The sequence below is a fragment of the Thermococcus henrietii genome (assembly GCF_900198835.1).
Taxonomy (GTDB): Archaea; Methanobacteriota_B; Thermococci; order Thermococcales; family Thermococcaceae; genus Thermococcus; species Thermococcus henrietii.
The window spans coordinates 1,995,067-2,019,747 of record NZ_LT900021.1 but is presented as its reverse complement, the minus strand read 5'-3'; the positions used below and the strand labels follow the sequence as shown (position 1 = coordinate 2,019,747).

Below are 24,681 nucleotides of genomic sequence, written 5' to 3'. Positions count from 1 at the left end.
TCACAGGTTTTCGAGGAGCTGTTTCCTGACGCTGTCAACGTAGTTGTTGACGTTCCTGTTGAGGTCTTTCATTGAGTTGAAGATGACCCTCGTGGCTACGAGGACGAGCACGAGAACCGCGGCCAGCATGAACAGGTACTCCAGCGCAGTTTGAGCCCTTCTCATGGTCCCTCCCAATAAGGTTACGCCCCAAAGCCTTTAAAAGTTTCCCCGAACTTTTTTCGGGAGCGGAGATGAAGGTTTACAGACTGTTCGTCAGGGATGAGTACCTGGACTTCATAAAGTCCGGCCAGAAGAGGATAGAGGTCCGCGTCGCTTACCCGCAACTCAGGAAAATTCAGCCCGGGGACAAGCTCATCTTCAACGACTCGGTTCCGGCCGTTGTTACCGAGGTCAAGCGCTACGAGACATTTAGACAGGTTCTCCGGCAGGAGCCGATAAAGAAAATCTTTCCCGACGAGCCGAGCTTTGAGAGGGCGGTAAAGAGGTTCCACAACCTCTACCCCAAGTGGAAGGAGAACCGCTACGGTGTTATCGCCATAAAGTTCAAGCTCATCGGTGAGGGGCGATGAAGCACCTCGAGTTCGATGGTCGCTATGCTGATGCGATACTGAAGGGGAAGAAGAGGGCGACGGTGAGACTGGGCAGAAAACCGAACCTCAGGGAGGGGGACACGGTTCTAATCCACGCCGGCGGCTACGCCCTTGGAAAGGCCGTAATCGAGAGGGTTGAGAGCAAAACTGTGAAGGAGCTCACAGATGAAGATGCACTCCTCGACGGCTTCTCGAGCAGGGAGGAGCTGATTAGGGCTTTGAAGGAGCACTACAAGTACGTAAACGACGACTCCAGGGCCCACGTGATAGTCTTCCGCCTCGTGGAGAAGTTTGACAAACCGGTTATGAGCTCGGACTACGCCTACGAGGGAAACCTGCCGGTTGAGATAGCCGAGAAGGCGTTAAAGTACCTCGACCTGCCCGAAGAGGACAGGAAGCTGATAGAGCTTTTCCTCAAAACGGGAAGCCTCAGGAAAGCCGCCTACAGGCTCGGTGGTCTAAACAAGCGCTACCTGATAAGGGACGCCCTCAGGAGGGCCTACGAGGAGCTGAAGAAGAAAGGAATCATGGGGCCGAAGCTTTAACGCTCTCGAGGAGCGCTATCGTCTCCTCCCCTTCGACCTCCCTCTTAACGGCCGAGAGCTTAACCGGCATGAGCTTGAAGGTGTTACCGTTGATGAGGCGCCTGAGGGTCTTCTCAAACTCCTCCATCTCCTTCTCGTCTGCGAAGTCCACCTTGGCTATGAAGTCGTACTCCCCGTAGAGCCACTGGCCGCTCACGGGGAGCTTCTCCAAAACCTCGTCCCTAACGCCCCAGACGAGGAGTACCGCCTCGATTTTCCTCACCTCCGCCATAAAAGGGGGTTGTCCTACGATAAAAGCCTTTCTCAGCTTTTTCCGTCAAACCTACAACCCTTCGAAATATTTTCGGGTGAAATTCGTCTTCTCGGCGGGAAGCGTTTTAACGCCCTTATGGAACCTAAAAACGGTGGTGAAAATGAAGGCGGTCTTCTTCGACTTCGTCGGGACGCTCATAACGAAGGACGGCGAAAACGTGACGCACCTCAACATAATCCGCGAGGTCCTCAGGAGGGCCAACGCCGACCTTGACGCCGAGGAAGTCTGGAGGGCCTACGAGGAGGAAAGCTCGAAGCTCTTCAGCGAGCTGGCCGGTAAAGAGGCGAGGAAAATCCGTGAGGTCGATACGGAAGCTTTAAGGCGCGTCGCTGAAAAATACGGCTTCAGCGTTCCCGAGGAATTCTGGGAAATCAGCCTCGAGATGCACGCCAAATACGGTGAACTCTTCCCCGATGCGGTGGAGACGATTGAGGCGCTCAAGGCGCTTGGCCTCCACGTGGGAATCATAACCGACTCGGACAACGACTACATCGAGAGCCACCTAAAAGCACTCGGAATCTACGACCTCTTCGACTCGATAACCACCAGCGAGGAAGCCGGCTACTTCAAGCCCCACCCGAGGCCCTTCCAGCTGGCCCTTGAAAAGGCGGGTGTAAAGCCGGAGGAGGCCCTCTACGTCGGCGACAACCCGAGGAAAGACTGCGTCGGAGCCAAGAACGTCGGCATGACGAGCGTCCTCCTCGACCCGAAGGCCGAGAAGAGGGAGCTCTGGGGCAACTGCGACTTCGTCGTTTTGAAACTCAGCGACGTCGTTGAAATCGTGAAGGGTCTGATGGAAAAATGATGGGGGTCGGCAACGGCAGGGCTCTTCATCGGAGCCTCAGATAGCGAAATTTTCGTCATTCCCCTCTTCTTCACTTCAGCCGCTGGTAGGCGGCGTAAAACCTCTGGACGACGGTTATCCACGCGAGTATTCCGACTATGTAGACGCCGTACTTGACGTAGTTAATTCCGAGGAACGAGAAAGCCATCAGGATTATCAGCCTCTCCGCCCTCTCTGCTATCCCCACTGCGAGCTTTCCGGAGCCGGCCAGTTCGGCCCTACAGCGCTCGTAGCTCACCAAGTAGCTTCCCATGAACGTTAGGAAGGCAACGCGCCAGTCGACGAGACTTCCGAGCGCTATTCCTAAGAGCACCGCGCCGTCGCTTATCCTGTCGAAGGTTGAGTCGAGGAAGGCCCCGAAGCGGCTCGTCTTCCCTGTCAGCCTCGCTAAAGTTCCGTCGAGGGCGTCAATGAGAGAACCTATCAGGAGGGTTAAAGCTGCTAACCTCGGCTCGTGGAGGTAGTAGAGGTAGGCCGCGAGGAGACTCATGAGAAGGCCTATCACAGTAACCGCGTTCGGCGTCAGCCCTGCCCTCGCGAGGGGTTTAACTATAGCCTCGAGGTAGCCCCTGACGTTCTCTCGATACCTGTTGAGGACCATTTCCTTCACCCGTCGAGCTGGATTACCTTCTTCCCCCTCTCCTGCGGAATTATTTTGAGCTTCGCTCCCTCGAATTCCCTCCTCAGGCCATCACCGTCAAGAAGCCTGTCGAGGAAAACCGCCAGCGCCGCCACCTCGCTGTGGGGCTGGTTGCCAACTGCCACGTTGTAGTGGGCCAGCTCGTAAACGTCTCTCGGAACCTTCTCGGCGCCGACGACGATGAGGAAGTCCTTTCCTGCCCTCAGCTCCTCCTTAAGCTTTGGCATCGCGTCGTCTATGTGCACCCCGTACATCGTCAGGTGGACTATAACGCCCTTCTCGCGCCACTCCCTCAGGATTTTCTTCCAGCTGGGGTCAAAGGTTATCTCGAACGGCCCGCCCCAGCGCCTCACGACGTCCTCGACGCTCTCCTTAACGTGCTCGTCTTCCTCCGCCGAGATTATGATTTTATCGGCTCCGAATGCCCTCGCCGTCAGGGCCACGTGCGTTGTGATTCGCTTATCCCTCTCCGGCCTATGACCGAGTCTTAGCACCGCTATCATCACACCTCACCCGTGAAGACCCTCCAGTAGTAAGTGAAGTCGTCCTTCCAGGGTAGGTTGTGGTAGAACTCGTAGAGGGCTTTTATATTTTCCTGTATCCTCTTTACACTCCACGTCTCGAAGATTTCGTTCAGGCTCGCCTCGTTTGGCGCAGACGCGAATACGAAGAGGGCGTAGAGCTGTTCCGACGGCGGCATTCCCGCGAGTACGAGGTCAAGCTTTGAGCGGAGCTGTGGTTTTAGCCTGCTCATGACGACGTTCGTGAGCCTGTCCTCTAAATCGTTCAGGAACTGGTCGGTGACGTCTACGTGTTCGTGTCCCCTCAGCTTAGTGGGGTCCTGGGCGACTATGCGGTATCCATCGACGGTAACCCGCTGATAAATTCTCGGGAAGTACGGGCTTGCCAGGTATTCGTCGAGGGTTCCTATGAAGCCGTGGCGGAAATCTGCCACGTACCATCCGCCGCCCGTGTAGAACTCGGTGATTGGGTCAATCGTGCAGTCCGTTCCGTTGAAGAGGCTGACTACCCTCGCCGGTATGTTCAGGGAGCGGAGCATCGCGGTCATTAGAATCTGGGCCTCAGCGTAGCTTATCTCAGTCCTGTTCAATATCTCGCTCGGTTGCAGTGTTGTCGTGTAGTTGTTGAGGTAGTAGCTTGACAGAATCCAGTCGTACAACTGTACTCCCGCATCGGATGCGGATTTTGCCCCGTGAATTATGGAGAGGGCCTTGGGTTTCAGGTCCTCGGGGTTGAAATGGGATGTCGATTTGAATTTTTCATTCCAGTAGGCGTCCACTATGTAGCGAGACGTTACGAAAGCGTAGTACTTTCCATAGGCGGCCTTTAGGGTGCTTTCTTTGGCCTTCCACGGTTGCCACAGAACCGTCACGTTGAAGCTCTTCACCATGCTCTCCCTCACGTTATCAGCTATGTACTCGACGACCACCGAGGCGAGGCCACTTCTGTACGCGTACGGGGCGGAGACGGCGTAGGTCAGCGTGACGTTCTGGTGGGGGGAGAGCTGGGTTGGTACGGTCGGTGAGCTCAAGACGCGCATCCCCGGGAGCAGCCTGAGCGATACCGAAACGAGGGTTATGGCCGAATCGTAGTTGTTGGATATCTCAACGGTGACCGGGAAGTTCTCCCCACCCCTAACGGTGTCGGGGGCGTTTACCGTGATGTTTATGCCCGGTGCGGGCGTTCCGCTCTTCGAGACGACCACCATGAAGTGGCCGTAGAAGCCGGTCCAGGTTCTCTTCAATTCGTCCCTTAGCTCTAGGGACACGGGAAGGGAGTACTTGCCGGGCCTAGATGGGGCCCGGAGTATCCATATGAGCTGAACCGACTGGCCGACCTTAAGAACCGAGGGGAACGTTGGGGTCTGCACGATTTGAAAGTTGTCGTTGCCCAGGATAAGCGTGGCGCCGACCAATCCAACCTTGCCCGTATTGTTTATCGTCACGATTAGGTGGATTGTACCACCCGGCTGAACAACGGTTTTGTCTATCGAGAACGTTACCTTGGCGGGCTGTCTTACAAGGCATCCCGATGCGAAGATTATCATGACGATACTTAAAACGAGGGCTTCTCTCCTCACCTTCATCTCCAAACCCTTTAAAGCTCGAACCGTTAATAAGCTTTAGGTGGTGCGAATGATAACGCTGACGACGGACTTCGGGCTCAAAGGTCCCTACGTCGGCGAGATGAAGGTCGCGATGCTCCGCGTCAACCCGAACGCCAAACTCGTCGACGTCACCCACGCGGTGACGAGACACTCGATAATCGAGGGCTCCTTCATCATGGAGCAGGTGGTTAAGTACTCTCCTCCCGGAACGGTTCACGTTGGCGTCATAGACCCTGGCGTCGGGACCGAGAGGAAGGCGGTAATCATCGAAGGCGACCAGTGGCTGGTTGTTCCGGACAACGGGCTGGCAACGCTTCCGCTCAAGCACATAAACCCGAGACGCGCCTGGGAGATAGACTTTGAGAGGATTAAGCGCTTCACCGGCTGGAGGATAAGCTCTACCTTCCACGGCAGGGACGTCTTTGGGCCGGCCGGCGCGCTCATAGAGAGGGGGGTTTCTCCAGAGGAGTTCGCGGAAGAGATTCCGCTCGATTCTCTCATCAAGCTCGACGTCGAGGCAAGAAGGGAAGGCGACCTCTGGCTGCTCAAGGTAATCTACGTGGACGACTTTGGCAACGTCATCCTCAACCTTGAGAACTACGGAAGGCCGAAGGCGGTTGAGCTCCCAGACTTTGGGCTGAGGATTCCCTACAGAGATGCCTACGGCTACGTGAAGCCCGGAGAACTGCTTGCACTTCCGGGAAGCCACGACTACCTCGAGATTGCCGTCAACCGGGGGAGCGCCGCTGAAAAGCTCGGCCTGAAGGTTGGGGATGAGGTCAGGGTGAGGCTGCTCTGAGAAAATGTTATCAACTGCAAAAACAAAAGGTATCTGGTGAGAAAATGGAGGAGATAAAGATTAAGGTCCTAATTCCCGAGGGCCTTGAGGAGATTTTTGAGAAGGAACTGGATGCACTGGTAAGGGGATTGAGGCGTTTGTCCGAGAAGCCTAAGGTTACCGTTGACGATGTCTTTGGTATGATGCCAACCAATAAATCCGCCAAGGAAATGAGGCTTGAGGCCTATGAGGAGCTCTTCTTCTTTCCGTGATTCGTTCGGCGAAACTGAACGGGTTGTTCAAAAAGGTTGAACGAGGTGGTTGCATGGTCAAACGCGGTCTCTTCGTCGGTCGTTTCCAGCCCGTCCACAACGGGCACATGAAGGCTCTGGAGTTCGTCTTCTCGCAGGTGGACGAGGTCATCATCGGAATCGGAAGCGCTCAGGCTAGCCACACGCTCAAGAACCCCTTCACGACGAGCGAGAGGATGGAGATGCTGATAAGGGCCCTCGATGAGGCGGAGTTCCCAAAGAAGCGCTACTACCTGATTCCGCTCCCGGACATCAACTTCAACGCCATCTGGGCGACCTATGTGGTTAGCATGGTGCCCCGCTTCGACGTCGTCTTCACCGGGAACTCTCTGGTTGCACAGCTCTTCCGCGAGAAAGGCTACGAGGTCATCGTTCAGCCGATGTTCAGGAAGGATATCCTCTCGGCGACGGAGATAAGGAAGCGCATGGTCGAGGGGAAGCCATGGGAGGATTTGGTGCCGAGGAGCGTCGCCGAGTTCATTCGGGAAATCAAGGGTTGCGAGAGAATCAGAATGCTCGCGACCAACCTTGAGAAGAACGAGAAAGAGTTGCAGGCGCCGATAAGGATTCCGGAGTTCTGACCAGTTCTCCCTTTCTGTTTTCTCTACTGGAGGGTTAATCTTTTAACTCTTCCCGGACAAAACACGATTGACAAACGTGAAATTCAGCACATCTTTTCGGGCAGGTGAGACTGTGGCTTTGACACTCACCCAGCTCCGCGAGGAGGTCAAGTACACCGCGAAGCAGGTAGGGCTTAACCTTATTTCCATCCCCTGGGTAACGGCGACAATCTACTGGCTGTCTAGCTGGTTTCCAGTTTCGAGCGGGACAATCGTCGGCCTTGCGAGCGTTTCGCTCGCCATAATGTTCCCGCTCTTCTTCAGTGGGGCGGTTTTCCGGGAGAAACTCCTTGGCATTCACGAGCTCCTTCTCTCGCTCCCGTTTCCTCCCACGCGCCTCCTTCTACTCAAAACGCTTGCCGGGTTCGTCATTGAAGTGACTGGAATCCTCCTGGGAAGCTTCGTCGGACTGTTTCTCGCCTGGCACAGCGGGGCTCACATTCCGTTGACCCTCATGTTCTCCGGTCTGCTGATTTCAATGCCCCTGCTCTTCACCTTCACTTTCTTCGTGATTCTAACGACGCTCCTCTTCCAGTCCGCGTGGTTCAGCGCCGTGAAAGTTGCCGTGGGTTTCGTGGCGTTCATCGTTCCCCTCTACGTCCCGCGATACTTCGGGAACGTTCTGTCCTTGAAGCTCGCCCTCGTATTGTCCCTTGCCATCTCGGCTGGGATTTCAATTCCCTCACTCACAATCGTGAGGTCCCTGGGCGACCGCCTCGCCGAGAGGATGGTGCTGGTGTGACGCTTTCGATGTTTGATAACCCTAAAATCGGTGGGACTATTGAGAGTTATAAAATTTTACATTCTCAGTATTTCTGAATTGGTATTTTTGAAGTGGGGCTTTTGAGAGTTACTTTTTTTTTGAGAATATACTAACTCTATATTATTAACCCTCAGTTTAAGAAAAGCTTAAGTATAAACATTTCTCAAAAAATATGTCGGGGCAACAATGAGGCATAGCAAAAAAGAAAGGAGGTAATAGGTATGCCAGAGGATCAAAATATCCCCCGATGGAAAGCTGATAATAACGAACCCAAGATGGTACAAATTAATAAACTTTGAACCTACCTGTGTTAATACATGTAAATTTGCCCCGGTGTGCTACGGGGGATGCAAATGGATGGGAATTATGAATGATTTTAAAGGTGTATGCAACATTGAGCACTTCAGAGATCTTCAAAAGTTTTTGAAGATATATGTTAATTCAAAGTACAAAAGGCAGCTGGAGGCAATACAATGAAGGAGGTTATTAATATCCAAAATCTCACTAAAATTTATCCAAATGGCAAAAAAGCTAATGATAATATAGCAATATTTGTAAGAAAAGGGGAAATAGTAGGCTTAATCGGACCAAAAGGAGCAGGAAAACCACCCTGATACGACAGATTCTGGGACTTTTAAAGCCAACAAGAGGTAAGATAGAAGTTATGGGAATTAACGTTTCAGAGAAACCAGAAAAAATTAGGGGAATTGTTGGGTATGTTCCCCAATACCCTTTATATTACCCTTCCCTAACTGTCGAGGAAATCCTACACTATATTTTGCTTATGAAAGGGATTAGAAATAAAAAAGAACTTGAAAAAAGACTAAACAGTGTTTTGAAATTAACAAACCTTGACTCAGCGAGAAAATTTTACGGTTACCAGCTTTCAGGGGGGATGATGAAATCCCTTCTCTTATCTATGGCACTAATACAAGAACCGCAGCTTTTAATTTTAGATGAACCAACGAGCATGGTCGACATAAATACCAAGTTCCGGATATGGGAAACCATACAGAAAAACAGAAGGGAAGGAGTTCTTTTAGCAAGCCATGACCTAAATGAGGTAAAGAAAATTTGTGATAGAATCTATGTTATAACCAACGGAAGAATTGTTGCAAGTGGAACACCCGGGGAGATTTCAAAGCTATTAAAAACGCCAACAGAGATAAGACTGATTCCTCAGGAGACCCAAGATTTTAAGCACCTTTTAGAAGAGTTTAGCATCGTATATGAAAAAAGAGGAAACATTTATGAAATGGCTTTTGAAGATCTTGAAAGTGCTTTAAATGCTATTCAACACATTTTGAAGACTTCGGGGATTGAATATCTGGAGGTTGATTCTCCGTCATTCGAAAAAGCAATAATGACGCTTATTGGAGGGAAAAATAATGATTAGAGCTCTGATCTCAATGGAACTTAAGGGCATGAGGATTTACATGCTGCAGATAATTGTAAGTCTACTTGTAGTGCCTTTGTCCTTTCTGGCGCTTATCCTCATAAATTCAAAGGGTGCCCCAGACACCTTAAAGGCATATCTCATTTCGGGATTTATAGTAATATCTTTTGTTGGGGTGTTGTTGCTGATGCTGTCAATTAGAGTCAGTACAGTATTTGAACCTAGGTTTTTAGAGCTGTATTCAACCTTGCCTGTGAGTATTAAAAAAGTTATATTATCAATGTTTTTAACATATGTTCTCTTGGGGATGCCCCAGACACTTATTGCTCTACTCCTGCTTATTAAATATTCCCGCGCCATTAACATCCCGCTTCTCTTGATATCACTTGCATTAATTGCTGGAGAGCTCGGAAGTATGGCAATAGTTTTGGGAACGACAATCAGGAACCCATATAAGGTTCAGGCATTCACAAGTATTCTGCCCTGGATATTAACACTACTTTCACCTGCATATTACAAATCATCCTCCAAAATATTGCTGTTGAATCCAGTGACTCATCTTCTAAACGTTCTGAGGGCGTCTTTGGCACTTGAAAAACTTTCCATGGTATCTCTAGCAGTCTCTGTGGTTTTAACTATTTTGTTGTGCATCTATGCAGACAAACAGCTGAGAAACCCCTACATGCTAGAAAAACCCTTTTAGATTAAATGAGCCATGAGGAGATTGTTCCCTAAAAGGAGCGTGCACTATGTGCCGCGCTGTGGTTAGATCTCTCAATATCGCTCCAAACTCTTGCCCAGTATGGAAGGAATTCATAGAGGTGAGAAAATGAAATTGGCACTAGCCCGGCTCATTGAGGAAGTTACGTACGAAGTTAAGTACACTGCAAAACAAGTTGGATTCAATCTCATCTGGATTCCCGGGTTGGTGGCGGTGATTTACCTCTTCACGAGCTGGACTCCCCTTACGAGCGATGCCATCGTTGGAATCTCAAGCGTTTCAATCGCGGTTATGATTTCCCTCTTCTTCAGCGGTCCAGTTGTCAGAGAAAAACTCCTCGGAATCCATGAGATGCTTCTAGGTCTCCCCATTAGCCCCGTTCAACTCATGCTACTTAAGACCCTCGCGAGCTTCGTTATCGGAATCGCGGGAATTGCACTGGGGAGTGCCGCGGGATGCTTCCTCGTCGGGCATGCTGGCAATTCAATACCCTTAACAACAATGTTCTTTGGGATTCTGGTTTCAATTTCCCCCTCCTAAGCTTTACGTTCCTCATAATCCTGATAACGCTCCTCTTTCAGTCAAAGTACCTTGATATAGCGAAGTCTATAATCTTCTTCGTGGCTTTCTTTGGGCCAATGTACATCCCCAAGTACTTCGGAGTTGGCCTCTCGCTGGAAACCGCACTGGTGTTATCGCTCCTGCTGTCGGCGGGGGCGTTAATTATCTCTTACTTAATCATCCACACCTCTGGAGAGGAGCTCGCTGAGAGGATGGTACTGGTGTGAGGTGATTCCATGATAGTCCTTGAGAACGTCCGGAAGTTCATAAAGGGAAAGGAAGTCCTCCGCGGGGTAAGCTTGACCGTAAAGCCGGGCCAAATCCACGCCTACCTCGGCCACAACGGGGCCGGCAAGACAACGACCTTCCGGCTGGTTCTCGGTCTCCTCGTCCCGGACTCTGGCAGGGTTGAGGTGCTCGGCGTCAACCCGCTCAAGAACCCGGAGGTGAGGGCGAGAATTGGATACCTCCCGGAGTACGACCTCCTCTATCCAAACATCACCGTCCTCGACAACCTCAGGCGCTACGCCCTGCTGAAGGGGGTTTACGACGAGAAGGAGCTTGGAGAACTCTTCGACTTCTTCGAACTCCGCGAATACACAGGCAAAAAGGCTTCTTCCCTCTCCAGCGGGACGCAGAGGAGGGTCGCGATAGCGCGTGCATTCCTCGGAAGCCCCGCGGTTCTAATCCTCGACGAGCCGACGAGGGGCCTCGACCCCGAGTGGAGGCTGAGGTTCAAGCGGTTCCTGAGGGAGTACGCAAGGAAGAACGACGCCTCCATCGTTTTCTCGACGCACATCCTCAGCGACGTCGATGAGGTCTGCGACACCGTGACGGTAATCCGCGAAGGACGGGTTCTCTTCTCAGGGAGCCTGGAGGAGTTCAGGAGGAGCGCGCCGACGGAAGAGGCCGTCCTCGTGAAGGTGGCCGATGTTGAGAGGGCCATCGCGGTTCTCCGGGAGAAGGGCTATTCCCCAAAGGTCGTGAATGGTTACATAGCCCTGAAGAACGCCGAGCCGTCGGAGGTGAACGCCCTCCTTGTGAAAGCCGGCCTGAGGGTTGATGAGATTAAACGGACGGAGCCAAGCCTTGAGGAGGTCTACGCGAGGCTCCACGAGGGGTGATTTGGGGTGCGTCCCTGGGAAGTCGCCCTCGGAAAGTTCCTCAAGCCCTGGGAAGAAAGCGAGGTCGTTGAGACCGCTATCCTCACTGGAAGCTACGCCCTCAGTCTTCAAACTTCCCGCTCGGACGTGGACGTTTACATTATCCTCTCCGATGAAGTGGGCTGGCGGGAGAGGGGAAACGTTTTCGTGGACGGCTTTTTGATTGAATATTTTGCGAATCCTGTAAGGCAGATAAGGCGGTACCTCGAGGAGGAGCTGGCCCAGAACAGCAGGAGCACCGCGAGGATAATCCTAACCGGAAAAGTCCTCTTCGACAAGAGGGGTATCGCAGAGGCCCTCCGGGCCGAGGCCGAGGAGTACATGAGGAAGCCGTTTCCAAAGCCAGACCCGGTGAAAGTCGAGCTGGCCAAGTACTTCCTCTGGGACGCCCTCGATAGCCTGAAGGATGCCGAGGAGAGGGGAGACCCGAGCTACGCTTACCTCTACCATCTGGCTCTGAGGAGAGCGCTTGAGTCCTACGCCTGGTTTTTGGAGGCCGAGATACCCCCTGCGGACAAAGTTTATCGGCTCTTCAGCGACGGGGCCTTCAGAAGGGCTTATCTCTTTCCAAATTTTCCAGATGATGAATTCGTTGCCCTCTTCCTCAGGGCCATTGAAGACGTCAGAACCGGGAACGCCGAGGCTTTGATAACCCACGTCCTTGAGAAGATGGGCGGTTTCAACATAGACGGCTGGAGGCTGAGAACTCGGGTTAAGATTTAGCGATTTAGCATCTGGTTCCATATCCCGCCAGTGCAAGGTTTCGTCTGACGGCTCCTCTAAAATCCCCGATGAGGTAAAATTAAGGTACCAAGAACATAAGAAAGTGGGACCCTAAAGTTCCAACTCTTGCTCTAAGATTAGAGCTCTCATGATAAACGGCGTCAATTGGTTTTGGGCTCTCTCTTTAGAGTTCCGCGCGCCAGCCACCAGAACATCGTCCCGGCCAGAAGGAACAGCCCGAAGCTCGCCGCGTAGGGCAGTGTAGCGTGAATGCTCGCCAGCGCTCCCGCAACGAAGGGAGTGAAGAGGGCGAGGAGCTTCCGGTAGCTTGATATCGCCGAGTGGAACTCGCTGGCCTTCTCCTTTGGAATGAGTTTGAACATCCAGGAGCGGTAGAAGGGGAACCAGAATGTGCCCCCGAATTCGCCGACCGCGTAGACGATGAGAGCGAGCCAGAAGGGTGGCGAGAGGGCCATCACCAGCGCGTAGAAGGCGTTAATCAGCATGCCGGCCCCTATCGCCTGGAAGCCCCTCCCCTTTGGAACCCTCTCGCTCGCGTAGGTTCCTATTATTGAGGCCAGACTGCTCGCACAGGCTATCAGCGTCACCTCAAAGACCGTTTTATGGAGCACGAAGACGACGTAGTTAATCAGCACGATTTCAGGAGCTAAGGACCAGGCGAGTGTGAGCAACGCTTCAAATGCGAGGAGGACCTTGAACTCGCCTGCCTTGAAGGTGAAGCCCTCCGGCGTTATCCGCTCCTCCCGGCCAACGGAGGGAAGGAACCGCCAGATGTACGCTACCGTGACGGCCGAGAAGAGACCGAAGAGCAGAAACGCCCATCGGTAGCTCTCCGGCCCAGGATAGACGTAGCCGAGGATGTAACCCATAATCGGAAATGTAATCAACCTTGATATCTCGGGAAGGCGGAGATGCCAGGCGAAGATTTCCTCGTACTTGTCCTCCGGGTAGATTACCTGCTCGTAAGCTCGATAGAGGGGGTAGAGAACCGTTGAGAGCTTCTCGATTGTCCTCCCTGCGAAGAGCATCAGCGGAGCCATAGCTCCCTTCGCGAGGCCGTACAAAACGTAGGCGATGCCGTCGAGGACATCTATCGCGATGAGGCCCTTCTTGATGTCCCAGCGGTTGAAGAGCCGGCCGAAGAGGTAAGTTAGAGGAATCGCGATTATGTTGACCGCCGTAAAGAACGCCCCGACCTCTAAGATTGAGTAGCCGGTCTCCATGAGGTAGAGAGGGAAGAGTATCCAGACTATCAGGCCGGGAGCGATGAGCGTGTGGTAGAGCATGTAGGCTTTGGCGTCGCGGGGAATCTCGCTCCAGCGCATTTGAAGCCCCTTTCAGATTACAACGGAAATTTTTAAACGTTTCTCGGACACTTGGCGTAAATCAGCGCCGGCTCGTTCCACTCGGGATACTGGTCAATCAGCGCGATTCTCACGAAGCCCCTCCGCTCGTAGAAGCGCCTCGTCTCGTCGTAGGGCCTGTAGCTCAAATCACCCGACGTCTTGACGACGAGTAGCTCGAAGCATCTTTCCCTCGCCCACTCCTCAACGAACTCGACCAGTCTGGTTCCAATCCCCTGGCCTCTCAGCTCCCTCTTAACGGCCATCCAGAGGATTTCGAGGGCCTTTTCATTGAGGGGCTTTACGGTTACGAAGCCGAGGACGTCGCTTCCCTCAACGGCAACGAAGGTCTTCTCTGTCTTTAAGTCCCGCCCGATAGCCCTAAGGCCGGCCTCGTTGAACCACTCCGGCAAAGCTCTGGCTATTTCGAGACAGCTCTCCCTCTCATTTTCAGTTTGAAGGGGTTTAATCCACATTACCCTCCGCCACCTAAACCAGCCTCTTCCTGAAGACCAGAACGTTCGGCTCCTCAGTCTCGTCCCAGAGGGTAAGCCCGAGCCTTCTGAGTCCGGGCAGGAGCGGCTTGATCCCGCTCGGGAGCATAACGTCGAAGCTCTCCCTCCCGCGCTCCTCGGCGACCCACGCTATGGCGGGGAGCATAGCCTTAAGCGTGGCCAGGCCGACGTCGAGGGGCGTGAACGTCGCTCCCTTCTTCGAGACGAGGAAGCGGAAGCCGTTGAAGTCGTAAAAGTGGGCGTTTTCCCGAATCCACTCTAAAGCCTCTTCGCTCCTCCCCACGAAGCGCCAGCCGACCGGAATGAGGCCGAGGGTCAGGTCGCTCAGCTCCGGCTCGATTTTCTCGGGCTTCTCCGGCTGGAATCCCTCGGTTTTCGCCCCGAAGACGAAGAACTTCGCCTTCACATGAAAGCCGGTCTTTTGTGCCATCGAGACGCTCCCGCGGTTGAGGAAGTAGGTCGCGAACTTAAGGGCCCCGATTTTGCCTTCCTCCGCGAGTCTCTCGCCGAGTTCGAGCAGGAAGTCGTGCAAAAGCCTCCCATAGCCCCTGCCCCTGTATTCCGGGTGGACTCTCAGCCCCTCGAGCCAGCCGACCTTTCCGGGCAGAACGGTTAGTTTTGCCGTCCCGATGACTCTGCCATCGAGTTCGAGCACGTAGAAGTTGTCGCCGAGCCACTCGTCGAAGACCCGCGCTAGGTAGTCCTCGCCGTCCCAGGTCAGCCTCGCTATCTCCTCAATGAACGGTCTATCCTCCGGCCTTGCCTCGCGTATGAGCATGAACCCCACCGTCCTTAAGTTTGGGAAACCTTTTAAGGCCCTTTCTCAACTACGTCCGGTGGTGTTAATGAAGCGCCTCTTGGCGGTCATCCTCGCTCTCCTTCTCGTTTCCACCTTCTTCGGATACGCCTACCACAGAAAGAGCGTTGAGGTGAAGGACTCGGAATCCGCCCTGCTCTCGATATCAGCGTCATCCCTCTTCTGTCTGAGCGACATGGGGGCCTTTAAGACGGCGATTGAGTACAACGCGAGCGCGAGTCTGCTGAAGGAGCGCGCCGGAAGGTACGCCTACTGCGCGCTGGCCCTCAGCGAGGCTTCCGAGTCTCTCTACGAACTCACGGGAGATGAAAGCTACCGGAATCTCCACGTTGCCGCGTCAAACCTCGCGGTTTTCTTCAGCCACGTGAGAAACAGCGGAGAGCCGAGGGGGCTCCTCCTCAAAAACGTCGATGCCCTCGTTGCCCTCGGTAGCTCCTTTTCAGAGGCCTACAAAGCGGAGCTGAAGGGCAGTTTGAGCGGAAGCCAGACGGACCGGCTGGTCAACCTAACGAAAGGCCTCTCGTGGTGAACGCGAGGGTTCCCAGCGCGAGAACCCCAAGGAGGAAGGCACCGACCGGAAGGTTCAGCCATGTCGCCCTCCCAATCAACCACGCGAACGTCAGTTGCGACAGCGGGATGACCAGCGTCGCGAGGGCGTCGAAGAGACCCCTCGCGGTCCCGAGGCTCTCCGGGGAAATGAACCTCTGCATCAGGCTGTCGAACGAGACGTTGAGGAGCTCCCCGCCAAAGCCCAGGATCAGAACCGCGGGGAACAGCGCTATAACCTCTGGAATGCCCACGATGAGGAGCGCGATGCTCTGGAGGAGCATCCCAGCCATCAACGGCCTCTTGAGACCAACGCCACTCTTTTTTGCGAGAAGGGCAATAATCACGACGGCGATAAGGCTCCCACCCGTAGTGAGCGACTGCAGGAGGCCGTAGAAGAACTCCCCCGCGCTCAGCTTCCTCAGCGATGCGAAGATGAAAATCCTGAACGAGCCGAGGGCGAAGTTGAAGAGGAGCACGGAGGCGAGAACTCCGATGACGAGCCGTCTCTCAATGGTTACCCTCCCACTGGAGCTCTCCAGCGGGGGTTCCCTGCTCTTCCCTCTCACCTCAACATTAAGATAGGGAACCAGCGCGAGCGCACCGGTGAGAAGGAGAACCGCATCGAGGAGCATTGCTCTTATCCCAAAGTGGTATGACAGAAAGCCGGCAAGCGGGAAAGCCACCAGCGAAACGGCGTTTCCAACGGTGGCGAGTTTTGCGTTGAGGCTTTGGAGCTCCGACGGGTCGAGGGTCATCGAAGCAACCAGCGAGAAGCCATAGTAGCGGTGGAGGATGTCGAGGGCGGAGATTCCGGAGACGATGAGGTAGAACGCAGTGACGTTCGATGAGAGTGGAATTATAAGGACCGCGAGAGTAGACTGGAGGATGAGCGCGAGGAAGGCCAGCCTGACCTTCTTGGCCGTCCTGTCGAGCGCCCTTCCGAGGAGGGGCGGGAGGATAACCCAGGGCAGGTGGGAGAAGAGGGCGAAGCTGCCGATGCTGAGGAGCGAGCCGGTGTTCTGGAGGATGCCCCAGGGCAGGGCAACGCTCTCGATGGCGTCTCCCGCTGTTCTAAGGGCTGACGTGAGGAGCTGGAGGTGGTAAAGGGTTCGCTTCATGGCCGGACTTTGGGGGAGGGTTTTAAAAGATATTGTGAAGCGGATTTCATTGGTGAGCTCATGGAGCGCTGGGACTTCGACGGCTGGGCCGAAAGCTACGACGAGGACGTCGAGACGGAGGACTGGATACACCGCGGCTACTGGAGGGTTCTGAGGCTTGTTGCTGAGCGGGCCCAAGGGCTCGTCCTCGACGTCGGCTGTGGAACGGGCAATATTTTGCGCTTCCTCGACCCGGAAAACTACATCGGCGTCGAGCCCTCCGCGGGGATGCGCAGGAAGTTCAGGGAGAAGCACGGGTTCGAGCCCCTCGGCGGGCACTTCCTGAGGATTCCTCTCCCAGACGGGAGTGTCGATACCGTGATAACGACCTATGCCTTTCACCACGTGCCCGACGAGGAAAAGCGGGACGCGATTAAGGAGATGCTCCGCGTCCTGAGGCCCGGCGGTAAAATCATAATAGCGGACGTAATGTTCGAGTCGGAGGAGGCGAAGAGGCTCATTGGCGAGGAGGACGGTCTTGCCGAGGAGATAGGGGACGAGTACTTCACCACCGTCGAGGGGCTGGGGAGGATATGCGCCGGGCTCGGGCTGGAGTGCCGGTTTGAAAGGCTCAACCGCTACGTCTGGATTGCGGAACTGTTCACCACTGACCGGAAAGGCTAAATGATTGACCACCCAATCATTAACCATGCCCGATGAGGAACTCGCTAGGGAAGTGCAGGAGCTCAGGAAGGCGCTCGAAGAGCTCAGGGAGAGCTTTGCTCTCGTTTCCCAGCTGGCACAGGCTTACCTTCGGCTTATCAACCTCTATGCCCAGTACGGTGGGCTGGGAATAGAGGTGGCCGTTCCCGAGGTTACAGACCCGATATCGAGGGAAATCGTCCGGATTCTCTTCGACCTCAAGCGGGCAAACGTGAGCGAGATAGCGCGGGAGCTGAAGGGCAGGCGCGGAAAGGCCTCGCGGAACACCGTGAGGGCAAGGCTGACCGAGCTTCGGGAGATGGGAATCGTCGTTGAGGTTCCGGGTGAGAGGGGGAAGGTCTACGCCCTCTCCAGGCGAGTGGTCAAAAAGTGGCTTGAAATAATCGGAATCCCGATTAACCTTGACCGGGCTAATGATTATCGAGGTGGTTGGTATGGTGAACGAGAAGGTTGGAGCACCTGAGAAGCTGGAGGAACTCCTGAACGAGATTGTTGAAGAGATGAGGAACGCGAAGACGCCGGAGGAGCTTGAGGTTCTCAGGAAGAAGGCGAGAGTGCTTGAAGACCTCATCGAGGCCTACGAGGGCGACAAGGACTTGGAGAAGATACCCCTCCTCATGGAGAAGGTTGGCGACATGGTGGAGGACATCCTCCAGCCGCTGAAGGAGCTCCTCAACGAGCTCTACAGCCCGGAGAGGGTTCAGGCGATGGGGAAGAGCGTGGCTGAGTTCTACAAGAACCTCGTCGAGGCGGGCATGGACAAGGAGGCGGCGCTTGAGCTCACCAAGGAGTACATGGACTCGATAAACCCAGGTAAGAAGCTCATGGAGATGCTCGGCGGCCTTATAAAGGGACACGGCGGGAAGTTCCAGATTCCGGGCTTTTCTCAGGGGTTTGGGGGGGAGAGAAAGACCGACGGGGGCAGTGAATGAACCCTCTTTCCTTTCTCCGCTTTTTTCTCCGCCTTCCGGTGATTGCATTTAGAATCTCCGGGCTCGTGAGGATAACCAACCGGGCGAGGCGGGGCTTTAGAAGGGTCCTCAGAAAGGAGGGTCTTCCAGAGGATATCATTGAAGTCCTCGTTGAAGGTCTTGTCCCGGACGTTGAGTGGAAGAAGTTTTTGAGGAGAAAGACATGAGCCATACCCCCCATCTAAATTACGATTTTATCCCCGCTGTTACAACCATCCTCTCACTTATGTAATTATGTAATGACTCTCCACTTTAAAGCCAGCTTTTCTTAAAGTAAACTCCACAATCCACGGAGACCAGATGTAAAACTTGACACTAAAAGTTGTCCCGTTGTCCAAATCTACGAAAAACCTTTCTTCCAAACTTTCAATAAACTTAAAGCTCTTGTGAATAGAGATCAGCGAACCCTCTACAAAAACATCTCTGTGCCAGTTATAAAGTCCTTTTACCGTATCTGCGTATTCAACTACAAGCACTCCTCTGGCTTTAAGACTCGCTCGGTAGGCTTCCTTAATTATTTCGTCAAACTCATAAACACTAAAATGTGGCAGGGGAGAACCAATAAAGCTACAAGATCAAAACTTTCATGCTCAAATTCCAATATTTTGGCATCCATAAAGTAAAACTTCGCCTTTGATCTTCTTCTCTTTGCAATTTCCTTGGCTTTTTGAATTGTCTCTTCTCTAATATCTATTCCAACAATATCAAAGCCGAGTCCCTCTAAGGCAAACGTCGAAATTCCTGTGCCACAGCCAACATCCGGAGCTTTTTCTCTTTTTATAGGCAAATATCCCTTAAGACTTCTTTTTGGCTTTATAATCCTCTTCTCTCCAATTTCAGTAGTTGCATCCTATGTATTAGGAAGGGCCTTGTAGTACATATCAGTACCTTCCCTAAGATATCTAAACATTTAGCCCCCATCCAGATTTTCTTTCAGCCTCTTGATTTCTTCTTCAGTTCTTCGTTTTTCTTCTAGCCTACCTGCCCTATCATATACCCTAGCGAGAACTTCATATGCATTAATAATCCCGGGGATATTGTTAATGCCTTCTAGAACTTTCAAAGCTTCTTTTGCCGCGCCTTCCGCTTTTTGGATTTTCCCCATATTCAAAAGAATACTCCCTTCCAGAAGAAGCGCCCATCCGTAACCTTGTATAGCATCGAATTCCGGCACCTCCTTATATGATTCTTTGAATAGAAGTTTGGCTTTTTGGACATAAGTTAGGGCTTCTTCAAATTTCTGCTTTGTATTGAGGATTGAACTAAGAACAAGTAATACTCGTCCCTGACTTACTTTTTCTCCGGACTTAGTAGCATATTTAAGTGCCTCTCTTGCAAACTCTTCTGCATCCTCAATGTTTCCCAATGCATTTTCCACATTCGCAATTCGCATCATACAAAATGACATAAGCTTAAATTTCTCTTCACTTTCTGGGAGCTCTTTTATTTCCCCAAGCACTTCCATGTATTTTTCTCTTGCTTTCAAAAAGTCTCCCTTGACTTCAATAGACCACAAGATGTTTTCAATACGTTTTAAAATACTATCAGCCTTGTTCATTATCCATCATCTCCTCTTACTATCACGTCTTGTTTTTCCTTTTTTTGGATACTCCCTCCTTTCAGGACAGGGAGGACATTGGTTCAAAGGTGTGGTCGGAGATTTGAAGATAGCTCATCTTAACAGCTTGTGCATAGAAATTTTAAATATTTTATCCTCTTAAACTTTTTTTGTCTTTATAAAAAATAGTATTCCAAACAAGACGGAGTCACTCTTACAAGCTCCTCTAAAACCTACGGAATTATTATATCTTCCTTTAACTCTCTTTAAAATAATAAATAAGGGTACATATTAAACCAAATAAATAAAAGCCAAATAGACTACACTTACCCCCGTGCCTTACACGTCTTTTTCATTTGGGACCAGCACTCGTGGAAGCTTTTTGGGAGCTACACATTGATTTCAATCCCTGATACGTCCTTGATTATTTCTCTGAACCTCTCGAAATCTACGCTTTCCTTCTCTACAATCTCCCTCAGGACGTCGTAGAAGGAATCCTCCATTAGCAGGTGAAGGTCGTAAAGGATTAAGGCCCCTTTCGTGTACGATAGCTCCCATAGGCCGAGCCTTCCCCACTCCGACGGTCTGAGCTTCTCCGCCTCCGGAAAGCGCCCGACGATGGCCTCGTAGTCCCTTCTCAGGCCCTCGATGAAGCGGTTGAACGCTTCCTCGCCGTGTATCTCCCCAATAGCAAGCGCCGTTAGATAGTTGGCGAAGGCCTCGTCGAAGAACCTGCTCAGGTGCGCCTCGGGTGTTGCCCTCGGGTTCCAGAGGTGGGCGAGCTCGTGGTAGAGGTTTGCGGGTATCTCAGCCCTGAGCGAGCTTCCGGAGACGAGCGCATAGCCCTTCCCGGCCTGCCCGCCGTAGTTCTCTGGCGTCTCGATGACGGTGAACTTATTCGTCCTGCGTCCCAAGATGGACGAATAAAACCAGTATGCCTTCTCAAGCAGTTCGAGGGTTCTGCCGATTCCTTCCTCGCCCAGAACGAAGAGCCTGAAGGGGCCCTTTTCAATGACCTTAAAAGGTGCCACCGCAATGTCGAGCCTGTTTGTGCCATCGATTCTCAGTCGGTTTCCCCCAATTTCTCCGCCAAACGCCACTACCAGCCCTTCTGGAACGCCCTCAACCGTTATTTCCGCGTTAAATTCGGAGCCCACGACCGACTTTATGAGGCTTTCAAAGTCTGGCTCCGACGGGATTGGATAAAAGAGCGAGTCCGTTCTGAGTAGGGTGTACTCCCGGCTTATGGAGTCCTTGAGGTAGGGGAGGACGCTTTCATAGCTCTCAAGCCTTCCCGAATAGCTAAGCTTGACTTCCTTGAGGGGATTCTCAAGCCGAACGACGCCGACCTCAAAAGCCTCAAAGCCCCTCAGACCCTCCAAGCGCCATGAAAACGGGACGCTCGCGGAGTCCACTTTCAGGCCTCTGTTGAGGAGGAAGATTCCCGCTTTTCCGGCCAGCTTTAACGTTGCCTTTCCTTCCAGCGCTCCCTTTTTGAAGTCGAGGTTTAGATGGAGTTCCAAGTGCTCAATCATTTTCATCCCTCCTGAACTTCTCGTAAATCAGCTCGTCTAAGTACCTCTCGTCGCTCCAGACGTGCTCCCGGAACCGTCCGCTCAATGAGAAGCCGTTCTTCTCGAGAACGCGGATTGAAGGAATGTTGTCGCTGTGAACCTTCGCCCAGACCTTACGCAGGTTTAGGTGCCTGAAGGCGTATTCGCATAGGAGCCTCACGACTTCCGTTCCATAACCCTTTCCCCTCTCCTCCGGTGCGAGGTAGTAGAACAGCTCGCCCCACCTCGCGCTCCAGTTGACCCAGTTGAAGCCCGCGATGCCTATGAGGGTTCCATCGTTTTTGATGACGGCAAATGCAGGCGCCTTTCCTTGTTCTTCTTCAGCTCTTCATAGAATTCCTCCTCTTCCTCCGGGAGCGTGAAGTAAGCAGAGTTAAAGAAGTTCCTGACCGTGCTTCTCTCGTTGTACCATTCCCAGCTTTTCCTAAGGTCTTCTTTGAGGATAACTGCAAGGGACACTCTCTCCCCCTTCACGATTACCGGTCGCATGAAAATCCCCAATTATTACAACGCGAAAGAGTTTTAAGCGTTTTCCATGACGTTGGTTTCAGTGGTGCCGATGAACCCGCTCGCGGTCTTCGCCTTGGCCTTCCTCCTCTGGCTCTCCAAGGGGCTTTACCTAAGCCCTCTGGTGAAAAGCCTCAGCAGATGGACGGACGAGATAGTGGCCTACTGGGGCGTTGTTTCCGCTGCCGAGGTTCTCCTCGCGGTTCTTGTGACGCTTCTCTGTCCCGCGGTTTACTTCGTCCGCTGGGACTTCCCCGTTAAGGCCTTCCTCGTGCTGTTCGCCCTTTCAGTCCTCAGCTTTCTGCCGTCGATTGATGAGTTGGGGCGCTTCCTCAACCCGGAGACGGAAGAAGACAGGAAGGTGGTCGAGTTCATCGAAAACTCAAGCCTCCCTAAGCTCGCCTTCCTTCAGGTGATAAGCTCCGCCCTTCCAGAGGAGCTCAGCTTCCGCTACGTTTTCCTCGGCCTGCTCTCGCTCTGGAATCCCTTCGCCGGGCTGGTTGCGATTTCGGTTTTCTTCGGGCTGAGCCACAGGTTCTCCCACTCCACCTGGAGCTGGAGAAAGCTACTTTCGGCGACCCTTGGAGGACTCGTTTTCGGCCTCGGCTACATTTACACGAAAAGTTTGCTCGTCGTAATGGCCGTCCACTGGCTTGACAACCTGCTTCCTGAGCTCTACATCAAGTATGAGAGGGCGAGAAGGATCATCGCGGTAGCTGTACCGCTTTCCCTCCTCTCTCCGCTGGTCTTCTGGGAGGTGACCTCGGGGCTTATCTCGTACCTCCGCGATGTCTTCTCGCTCTCGAGCCTCCTGTGGGGTGTTATACTCGGCTTCGCCATGCTGGGCGTCGTCTACGCCGGGATAATAGCCCTCAAGGGGAAAGGCGGGTGATGACCATTTTCCACTCCCTTGTAACGCCCGCTGCAATTCCCTCACCCAAAACCTCGACCCAGCCGTTCCTCCAGAGCTTCTGAACCTTCGGTTCTTTCCCCTCGACGATTTCAACGACGACCGCGTTCCCTTCGAGCTCGCCGCCAACGAGGAGCTTATTTTTGAGGGGCAGAAGCGAGGTCGCGCTACCCTTCCCGAGCTCAACGTCTCTTTCACCGATCCTGAGCCAGAAGTTCTCCCCGCGGTAGCCGGCCAGGACGAGCTCTCCGTTCCAGGAGCAGGCCGTCAGCGCTATCCCCTCCGCGAGGGCTTCCTCCCAGCGAAGCTCGCCGTTTTCATCGAAGTCAAAGGCTCTGACCTCCCAGCGTCCCTCTTTGACGCTCCCGATGAGTTTTAGACCGTTCCCCGATGGAAGAAGGGCCGTGAAGAGGACGTCGTCCCAGCTCCCAAAATCCTTCAGCCAGAGGAGCTCGCCTTTCGGGGAGACCTTTCCCATGAAGAAGCCCCTGTTTCCCGGCCTCCCGGTTTCGTCCGCTATGATGATTCCCTCCCCCGCGGGCAGGATTGAGTGAACGGCCCCGTTGCTTCTAACGTCGAGCTTCAGCTCCCATAGAACGTTTAAGTTCCCATCAAGCTTAGCGAGGTATGCCTTCCAGCCCTCGCCGCCATCGGGCGTTGCAATTCCCTCAACCGCCCCACCGATGAGGTAGCCGTCGTCGAGCTTAACCCCGCTGTGGCCCTCCCAGTCGTTCTCTCCAGCCAAAAAGCGAGTCTCAACTATCTCTACCCCGTCGAGCCTTGCGAGCATTATCCGGTAGTTTTTCCCGTCGTGGACGATTCCAACGAGCAGGTCGCCGGCGAGGGCGACGGGGACTGTTTCGGTGCCGAAGGAGTATGTTCTCATAACCTCAGCCTCCTGAGGGCTTCTCTGAGTGGGGGCTCGGGAATTAAATACCTCCCCGTTTCGGTCTCTTCAATGAAGCCAGCGTCCCTCAGGCGCCTCAGGGCCCTTTTAAAGCTCGATTCACTGAAAGAGCCCCCCATTTTTTGGGCAACTTCAAACGCGCTTTCCATAAGCTCGGAGTACCTCAACCCTATGGGCGGCCCAACTGCCAATGCCAGGAGGAGGTAGTAGTAGGTGTGGGAGCTGTAGACCGTCAGGAACTTTCTAACGTCGCTTTTCCAGAGGCTCACCGCCTTTTCGTACACCCTTGAAAGGGCCTCCGAGTGGCTGAGTCCCCTCCATCTGAGGTGGCCGTACATGGCGACGAAACCGGGAACGTTCGATAGACTCAGGGAGACTTCTCTAACCTCGCCCTCATCAATGTCTATGTGCTTCCTGAGGTATTCCTCGGTTGTCTTGGAATCCCACCTGCTGACAGATATTTCGTTGAAAAACCTCGAAAATCCCGCCTCTTCCGCCTCCGGATTGAGATAGTTCGAGAGGATTCCGGGCATTGAACCGGTCAAAACGAGGCTTATATTATCGTAGGAGTTCATGATGAGCTGGAAGACCCCCCTGAAGTCAAGGCCCCTGAGAAAAGCCAGGGTCTGGGCTTCATCGAAGATTATCGCCCCGTGGTCACACCGCTCGTGGAGTTCCCTGAGGAGGTTGAGAAGCTCCCTTGAGTACTCCGATGTCGTTACCCTTTCCCTCCATCCTTCGATTATTTTGAGGTTTACGCGAAAGCCTGCTTTCTCACTGAAAGCCAGCAGGTTCGACTTCGTAACGACGAGCTGGGAAACGTTTACCGCTCTCTGCCCCATGAACGGGCTGAGGTCGTAGTACAGGTAGCAGATTCTGTTTTTGTTCTCGTTCAGGGCTATGTTTAGGAGGCTGGTCTTTCCCACCCTCCTCGGTCCTAGCAAGACTACGGGCTCGCCTTCAAGGATGAGGGACTCCAGTTCCTCCAACGCTTTTTTATGGCTTTCCCCAAAGAGCTCTGCTCTCCTACTCAGCGTTCTGAGCTTAAACGGATTTCGACCCCGAACCATGGTTCACCCCTGAGCCTAAC

The 24,681-nt window shown here is 53.2% G+C and carries 36 protein-coding genes; 20 read left to right on the top strand and 16 right to left on the bottom strand.

All coding sequences use genetic code 11. The features are described from left to right. Positions 1-177: a class III signal peptide-containing protein gene (locus CS910_RS10990; protein WP_394346609.1), complete on the bottom strand. Its 177-nt coding sequence runs from the start codon at positions 175-177 to the stop codon at positions 1-3. A gap of 56 nt (positions 178-233) precedes the next feature. Between CS910_RS10990 and CS910_RS10985 the strand changes: the two genes are divergently transcribed. Further along, the gene (locus CS910_RS10985) at positions 234-572 is read left to right on the top strand and encodes an ASCH domain-containing protein (RefSeq protein ID WP_099212033.1); all 339 of its coding nucleotides are present in this window, start codon (positions 234-236) and stop codon (positions 570-572) included. Next, positions 569-1,138, top strand: a complete 570-nt coding sequence (locus CS910_RS10980; RefSeq protein WP_099212031.1) for an ASCH domain-containing protein — start codon at positions 569-571, stop codon at positions 1,136-1,138. Before CS910_RS10985 ends, CS910_RS10980 begins: the two co-directional genes overlap by 4 nt. Here the strand turns inward: CS910_RS10980 and CS910_RS10975 are convergent. Next, the gene (locus tag CS910_RS10975) at positions 1,119-1,409 is read right to left on the bottom strand and encodes a hypothetical protein (RefSeq protein WP_099212029.1); all 291 of its coding nucleotides are present in this window, start codon (positions 1,407-1,409) and stop codon (positions 1,119-1,121) included. The two genes, CS910_RS10980 and CS910_RS10975, sit on opposite strands and share 20 nt — an antisense overlap. Positions 1,410-1,551: 142 nt before the next feature. Between CS910_RS10975 and CS910_RS10970 the strand changes: the two genes are divergently transcribed. Beyond that, positions 1,552-2,256, top strand: a complete 705-nt coding sequence (locus CS910_RS10970; protein WP_099212027.1) for a TIGR02253 family HAD-type hydrolase — start codon at positions 1,552-1,554, stop codon at positions 2,254-2,256. Between the two features lie 70 nt (positions 2,257-2,326). Here the strand turns inward: CS910_RS10970 and pgsA are convergent, their stop codons facing one another. From pgsA to CS910_RS10955, 3 genes are read right to left on the bottom strand one after another with little or no spacing between them, the layout of a single operon-like run. Continuing rightward, positions 2,327-2,896: an archaetidylinositol phosphate synthase gene (pgsA, locus tag CS910_RS10965; protein ID WP_099212025.1), complete on the bottom strand. Its 570-nt coding sequence runs from the start codon at positions 2,894-2,896 to the stop codon at positions 2,327-2,329. Between the two features lie 5 nt (positions 2,897-2,901). Next, the gene (locus tag CS910_RS10960) at positions 2,902-3,438 is read right to left on the bottom strand and encodes a tRNA (cytidine(56)-2'-O)-methyltransferase (RefSeq protein ID WP_099212023.1); all 537 of its coding nucleotides are present in this window, start codon (positions 3,436-3,438) and stop codon (positions 2,902-2,904) included. Then, positions 3,438-5,042, bottom strand: a complete 1,605-nt coding sequence (locus CS910_RS10955; RefSeq protein WP_099212021.1) for a transglutaminase domain-containing protein — start codon at positions 5,040-5,042, stop codon at positions 3,438-3,440. The genes CS910_RS10960 and CS910_RS10955 overlap by 1 nt, the downstream gene beginning before the upstream one ends. Before the next feature lie 49 nt (positions 5,043-5,091). Here CS910_RS10955 and CS910_RS10950 point away from each other — a divergent pair, with 49 nt between their 5' ends. The 11 genes from CS910_RS10950 to CS910_RS10910 all read left to right on the top strand — a co-directional run bounded on the left by CS910_RS10950 (position 5,092) and on the right by CS910_RS10910 (position 12,099). Continuing rightward, entirely contained in the window at positions 5,092-5,862 is a 771-nt protein-coding gene (locus tag CS910_RS10950) for an SAM hydrolase/SAM-dependent halogenase family protein (protein ID WP_099212019.1), read from the top strand. Positions 5,863-5,906: 44 nt separating this feature from the next. Beyond that, complete coding sequence (locus CS910_RS10945) at positions 5,907-6,113, top strand: hypothetical protein (RefSeq protein WP_099212017.1); 207 nt, start codon at positions 5,907-5,909, stop codon at positions 6,111-6,113. Positions 6,114-6,166: 53 nt separating this feature from the next. Beyond that, complete coding sequence (locus tag CS910_RS10940; protein ID WP_099212015.1) at positions 6,167-6,733, top strand: nicotinamide-nucleotide adenylyltransferase; 567 nt, start codon at positions 6,167-6,169, stop codon at positions 6,731-6,733. A 112-nt stretch (positions 6,734-6,845) separates the two neighbouring features. Beyond that, positions 6,846-7,514 carry a hypothetical protein gene (locus tag CS910_RS10935; RefSeq protein ID WP_099212013.1) on the top strand — a complete coding sequence of 223 codons (669 nt, stop codon included), beginning with the start codon at positions 6,846-6,848 and terminating at the stop codon, positions 7,512-7,514. Positions 7,515-8,008: 494 nt separating this feature from the next. Further along, positions 8,009-8,149 carry a hypothetical protein gene (locus CS910_RS12095; protein ID WP_223211963.1) on the top strand — a complete coding sequence of 47 codons (141 nt, stop codon included), beginning with the start codon at positions 8,009-8,011 and terminating at the stop codon, positions 8,147-8,149. After that, on the top strand, positions 8,086-8,931 hold the full coding sequence (locus tag CS910_RS10930) for an ABC transporter ATP-binding protein (protein WP_223211985.1): 846 nt from the start codon (positions 8,086-8,088) through the stop codon (positions 8,929-8,931). The genes CS910_RS12095 and CS910_RS10930 overlap by 64 nt, the downstream gene beginning before the upstream one ends. Next, complete coding sequence (locus CS910_RS10925; RefSeq protein WP_197704283.1) at positions 8,924-9,634, top strand: hypothetical protein; 711 nt, start codon at positions 8,924-8,926, stop codon at positions 9,632-9,634. The genes CS910_RS10930 and CS910_RS10925 overlap by 8 nt, the downstream gene beginning before the upstream one ends. 126 nt (positions 9,635-9,760) lie before the next feature. Further along, positions 9,761-10,192 carry a hypothetical protein gene (locus CS910_RS10920; RefSeq protein ID WP_099212011.1) on the top strand — a complete coding sequence of 144 codons (432 nt, stop codon included), beginning with the start codon at positions 9,761-9,763 and terminating at the stop codon, positions 10,190-10,192. 80 nt (positions 10,193-10,272) lie between these two features. Then, positions 10,273-10,440 (top strand): hypothetical protein, encoded by a 168-nt coding sequence (locus CS910_RS11940; protein ID WP_158523840.1) that lies wholly within the window; start codon positions 10,273-10,275, stop codon positions 10,438-10,440. 9 nt (positions 10,441-10,449) lie between these two features. Next, positions 10,450-11,337 carry an ABC transporter ATP-binding protein gene (locus CS910_RS10915; protein WP_099212009.1) on the top strand — a complete coding sequence of 296 codons (888 nt, stop codon included), beginning with the start codon at positions 10,450-10,452 and terminating at the stop codon, positions 11,335-11,337. Between the two features lie 6 nt (positions 11,338-11,343). Then, a complete protein-coding gene (locus CS910_RS10910) occupies positions 11,344-12,099 on the top strand; it encodes a nucleotidyltransferase domain-containing protein (RefSeq protein ID WP_099212007.1) in 756 nt (251 codons plus the stop codon). Positions 12,100-12,260: 161 nt separating this feature from the next. Here CS910_RS10910 and CS910_RS10905 read toward each other — a convergent pair whose 3' ends face one another. The 3 genes from CS910_RS10905 to CS910_RS10895 are packed head-to-tail and all read right to left on the bottom strand — an operon-like array spanning position 12,261 to position 14,756. Next, positions 12,261-13,445, bottom strand: a complete 1,185-nt coding sequence (locus CS910_RS10905) for an MFS transporter (protein ID WP_099212005.1) — start codon at positions 13,443-13,445, stop codon at positions 12,261-12,263. Between the two features lie 32 nt (positions 13,446-13,477). Then, positions 13,478-13,939 carry a GNAT family N-acetyltransferase gene (locus tag CS910_RS10900; protein ID WP_099212003.1) on the bottom strand — a complete coding sequence of 154 codons (462 nt, stop codon included), beginning with the start codon at positions 13,937-13,939 and terminating at the stop codon, positions 13,478-13,480. A gap of 13 nt (positions 13,940-13,952) precedes the next feature. Then, a complete protein-coding gene (locus CS910_RS10895; RefSeq protein ID WP_099212001.1) occupies positions 13,953-14,756 on the bottom strand; it encodes a GNAT family N-acetyltransferase in 804 nt (267 codons plus the stop codon). Between the two features lie 67 nt (positions 14,757-14,823). On the opposite strand from CS910_RS10895, the gene CS910_RS10890 reads away from it, so the two are divergent. After that, on the top strand, positions 14,824-15,324 hold the full coding sequence (locus CS910_RS10890) for a hypothetical protein (RefSeq protein WP_099211999.1): 501 nt from the start codon (positions 14,824-14,826) through the stop codon (positions 15,322-15,324). Here CS910_RS10890 and CS910_RS10885 read toward each other — a convergent pair. Continuing rightward, positions 15,296-16,462, bottom strand: coding sequence for an MFS transporter (locus CS910_RS10885; protein WP_099211997.1), 1,167 nt, complete (start codon positions 16,460-16,462; stop codon positions 15,296-15,298). The two genes, CS910_RS10890 and CS910_RS10885, sit on opposite strands and share 29 nt — an antisense overlap. Before the next feature lie 60 nt (positions 16,463-16,522). Between CS910_RS10885 and CS910_RS10880 the strand changes: the two genes are divergently transcribed. From CS910_RS10880 to CS910_RS10865, 4 genes are read left to right on the top strand one after another with little or no spacing between them, the layout of a single operon-like run. After that, positions 16,523-17,125, top strand: a complete 603-nt coding sequence (locus tag CS910_RS10880; RefSeq protein ID WP_099211995.1) for a class I SAM-dependent methyltransferase — start codon at positions 16,523-16,525, stop codon at positions 17,123-17,125. Between the two features lie 25 nt (positions 17,126-17,150). Further along, entirely contained in the window at positions 17,151-17,627 is a 477-nt protein-coding gene (locus CS910_RS10875) for a winged helix-turn-helix domain-containing protein (RefSeq protein WP_099211993.1), read from the top strand. Next, positions 17,599-18,096, top strand: a complete 498-nt coding sequence (locus CS910_RS10870) for a hypothetical protein (protein WP_099211991.1) — start codon at positions 17,599-17,601, stop codon at positions 18,094-18,096. The genes CS910_RS10875 and CS910_RS10870 overlap by 29 nt, the downstream gene beginning before the upstream one ends. After that, entirely contained in the window at positions 18,093-18,302 is a 210-nt protein-coding gene (locus CS910_RS10865) for a hypothetical protein (RefSeq protein WP_099211989.1), read from the top strand. The genes CS910_RS10870 and CS910_RS10865 overlap by 4 nt, the downstream gene beginning before the upstream one ends. A 347-nt stretch (positions 18,303-18,649) precedes the next feature. On the opposite strand, the gene CS910_RS10860 is transcribed toward CS910_RS10865, so the two are convergent. The 5 genes from CS910_RS10860 to CS910_RS12085 form a co-directional block, all read right to left on the bottom strand. After that, positions 18,650-18,922 carry a class I SAM-dependent methyltransferase gene (locus tag CS910_RS10860; RefSeq protein ID WP_158523839.1) on the bottom strand — a complete coding sequence of 91 codons (273 nt, stop codon included), beginning with the start codon at positions 18,920-18,922 and terminating at the stop codon, positions 18,650-18,652. 123 nt (positions 18,923-19,045) lie between these two features. Continuing rightward, a complete protein-coding gene (locus CS910_RS10855) occupies positions 19,046-19,693 on the bottom strand; it encodes a tetratricopeptide repeat protein (protein WP_099211985.1) in 648 nt (215 codons plus the stop codon). Between the two features lie 389 nt (positions 19,694-20,082). Further along, positions 20,083-21,228, bottom strand: coding sequence for a M1 aminopeptidase family protein (locus CS910_RS10850; RefSeq protein WP_099211983.1), 1,146 nt, complete (start codon positions 21,226-21,228; stop codon positions 20,083-20,085). Further along, a complete protein-coding gene (locus tag CS910_RS12090; protein ID WP_262926575.1) occupies positions 21,221-21,526 on the bottom strand; it encodes a GNAT family N-acetyltransferase in 306 nt (101 codons plus the stop codon). Before CS910_RS12090 ends, CS910_RS10850 begins: the two co-directional genes overlap by 8 nt. A gap of 2 nt (positions 21,527-21,528) precedes the next feature. Beyond that, positions 21,529-21,756 (bottom strand): hypothetical protein, encoded by a 228-nt coding sequence (locus tag CS910_RS12085; protein WP_223211962.1) that lies wholly within the window; start codon positions 21,754-21,756, stop codon positions 21,529-21,531. Positions 21,757-21,826: 70 nt separating this feature from the next. Between CS910_RS12085 and CS910_RS10840 the strand changes: the two genes are divergently transcribed. Further along, positions 21,827-22,666 (top strand): CPBP family intramembrane glutamic endopeptidase, encoded by an 840-nt coding sequence (locus CS910_RS10840; protein WP_223211983.1) that lies wholly within the window; start codon positions 21,827-21,829, stop codon positions 22,664-22,666. Here the strand turns inward: CS910_RS10840 and CS910_RS10835 are convergent. Together CS910_RS10835 and CS910_RS10830 are read right to left on the bottom strand one after the other, a co-directional pair. Then, positions 22,647-23,570, bottom strand: coding sequence for a hypothetical protein (locus CS910_RS10835; RefSeq protein ID WP_099211979.1), 924 nt, complete (start codon positions 23,568-23,570; stop codon positions 22,647-22,649). The two genes, CS910_RS10840 and CS910_RS10835, sit on opposite strands and share 20 nt — an antisense overlap. Next, entirely contained in the window at positions 23,567-24,661 is a 1,095-nt protein-coding gene (locus tag CS910_RS10830) for an AAA family ATPase (protein WP_099211977.1), read from the bottom strand. The genes CS910_RS10835 and CS910_RS10830 overlap by 4 nt, the downstream gene beginning before the upstream one ends. Positions 24,662-24,681 lie beyond the last annotated feature (20 nt).

Coding starts and splice junctions, on each gene's coding strand:
- CS910_RS10850 (WP_099211983.1), bottom strand. CDS start 21,228: ATGATTGAGCACTTGGAACTCCATCTAAACCTCGACTTCAAAAAGGGA.
- CS910_RS10975 (WP_099212029.1), bottom strand. CDS start 1,409: ATGGCGGAGGTGAGGAAAATCGAGGCGGTACTCCTCGTCTGGGGCGTT.
- CS910_RS10945 (WP_099212017.1), top strand. CDS start 5,907: ATGGAGGAGATAAAGATTAAGGTCCTAATTCCCGAGGGCCTTGAGGAG.
- CS910_RS10890 (WP_099211999.1), top strand. CDS start 14,824: ATGAAGCGCCTCTTGGCGGTCATCCTCGCTCTCCTTCTCGTTTCCACC.
- CS910_RS10955 (WP_099212021.1), bottom strand. CDS start 5,042: ATGAAGGTGAGGAGAGAAGCCCTCGTTTTAAGTATCGTCATGATAATC.
- CS910_RS10980 (WP_099212031.1), top strand. CDS start 569: ATGAAGCACCTCGAGTTCGATGGTCGCTATGCTGATGCGATACTGAAG.
- CS910_RS10950 (WP_099212019.1), top strand. CDS start 5,092: ATGATAACGCTGACGACGGACTTCGGGCTCAAAGGTCCCTACGTCGGC.
- CS910_RS10905 (WP_099212005.1), bottom strand. CDS start 13,445: ATGCGCTGGAGCGAGATTCCCCGCGACGCCAAAGCCTACATGCTCTAC.
- CS910_RS10925 (WP_197704283.1), top strand. CDS start 8,924: ATGATTAGAGCTCTGATCTCAATGGAACTTAAGGGCATGAGGATTTAC.
- CS910_RS10855 (WP_099211985.1), bottom strand. CDS start 19,693: ATGAACAAGGCTGATAGTATTTTAAAACGTATTGAAAACATCTTGTGG.
- CS910_RS10985 (WP_099212033.1), top strand. CDS start 234: ATGAAGGTTTACAGACTGTTCGTCAGGGATGAGTACCTGGACTTCATA.
- CS910_RS10960 (WP_099212023.1), bottom strand. CDS start 3,438: ATGATAGCGGTGCTAAGACTCGGTCATAGGCCGGAGAGGGATAAGCGA.
- CS910_RS10895 (WP_099212001.1), bottom strand. CDS start 14,756: ATGCTCATACGCGAGGCAAGGCCGGAGGATAGACCGTTCATTGAGGAG.
- CS910_RS10885 (WP_099211997.1), bottom strand. CDS start 16,462: ATGAAGCGAACCCTTTACCACCTCCAGCTCCTCACGTCAGCCCTTAGA.
- CS910_RS10940 (WP_099212015.1), top strand. CDS start 6,167: ATGGTCAAACGCGGTCTCTTCGTCGGTCGTTTCCAGCCCGTCCACAAC.
- CS910_RS10920 (WP_099212011.1), top strand. CDS start 9,761: ATGAAATTGGCACTAGCCCGGCTCATTGAGGAAGTTACGTACGAAGTT.
- CS910_RS10835 (WP_099211979.1), bottom strand. CDS start 23,570: ATGAGAACATACTCCTTCGGCACCGAAACAGTCCCCGTCGCCCTCGCC.
- CS910_RS10915 (WP_099212009.1), top strand. CDS start 10,450: ATGATAGTCCTTGAGAACGTCCGGAAGTTCATAAAGGGAAAGGAAGTC.
- CS910_RS10840 (WP_223211983.1), top strand. CDS start 21,827: ATGAACCCGCTCGCGGTCTTCGCCTTGGCCTTCCTCCTCTGGCTCTCC.
- CS910_RS12085 (WP_223211962.1), bottom strand. CDS start 21,756: ATGCGACCGGTAATCGTGAAGGGGGAGAGAGTGTCCCTTGCAGTTATC.
- CS910_RS10870 (WP_099211991.1), top strand. CDS start 17,599: ATGGTGAACGAGAAGGTTGGAGCACCTGAGAAGCTGGAGGAACTCCTG.
- CS910_RS10830 (WP_099211977.1), bottom strand. CDS start 24,661: ATGGTTCGGGGTCGAAATCCGTTTAAGCTCAGAACGCTGAGTAGGAGA.
- CS910_RS10970 (WP_099212027.1), top strand. CDS start 1,552: ATGAAGGCGGTCTTCTTCGACTTCGTCGGGACGCTCATAACGAAGGAC.
- CS910_RS10880 (WP_099211995.1), top strand. CDS start 16,523: ATGGAGCGCTGGGACTTCGACGGCTGGGCCGAAAGCTACGACGAGGAC.
- pgsA (WP_099212025.1), bottom strand. CDS start 2,896: ATGGTCCTCAACAGGTATCGAGAGAACGTCAGGGGCTACCTCGAGGCT.
- CS910_RS12095 (WP_223211963.1), top strand. CDS start 8,009: ATGAAGGAGGTTATTAATATCCAAAATCTCACTAAAATTTATCCAAAT.
- CS910_RS10865 (WP_099211989.1), top strand. CDS start 18,093: ATGAACCCTCTTTCCTTTCTCCGCTTTTTTCTCCGCCTTCCGGTGATT.
- CS910_RS10875 (WP_099211993.1), top strand. CDS start 17,151: ATGCCCGATGAGGAACTCGCTAGGGAAGTGCAGGAGCTCAGGAAGGCG.
- CS910_RS10900 (WP_099212003.1), bottom strand. CDS start 13,939: ATGTGGATTAAACCCCTTCAAACTGAAAATGAGAGGGAGAGCTGTCTC.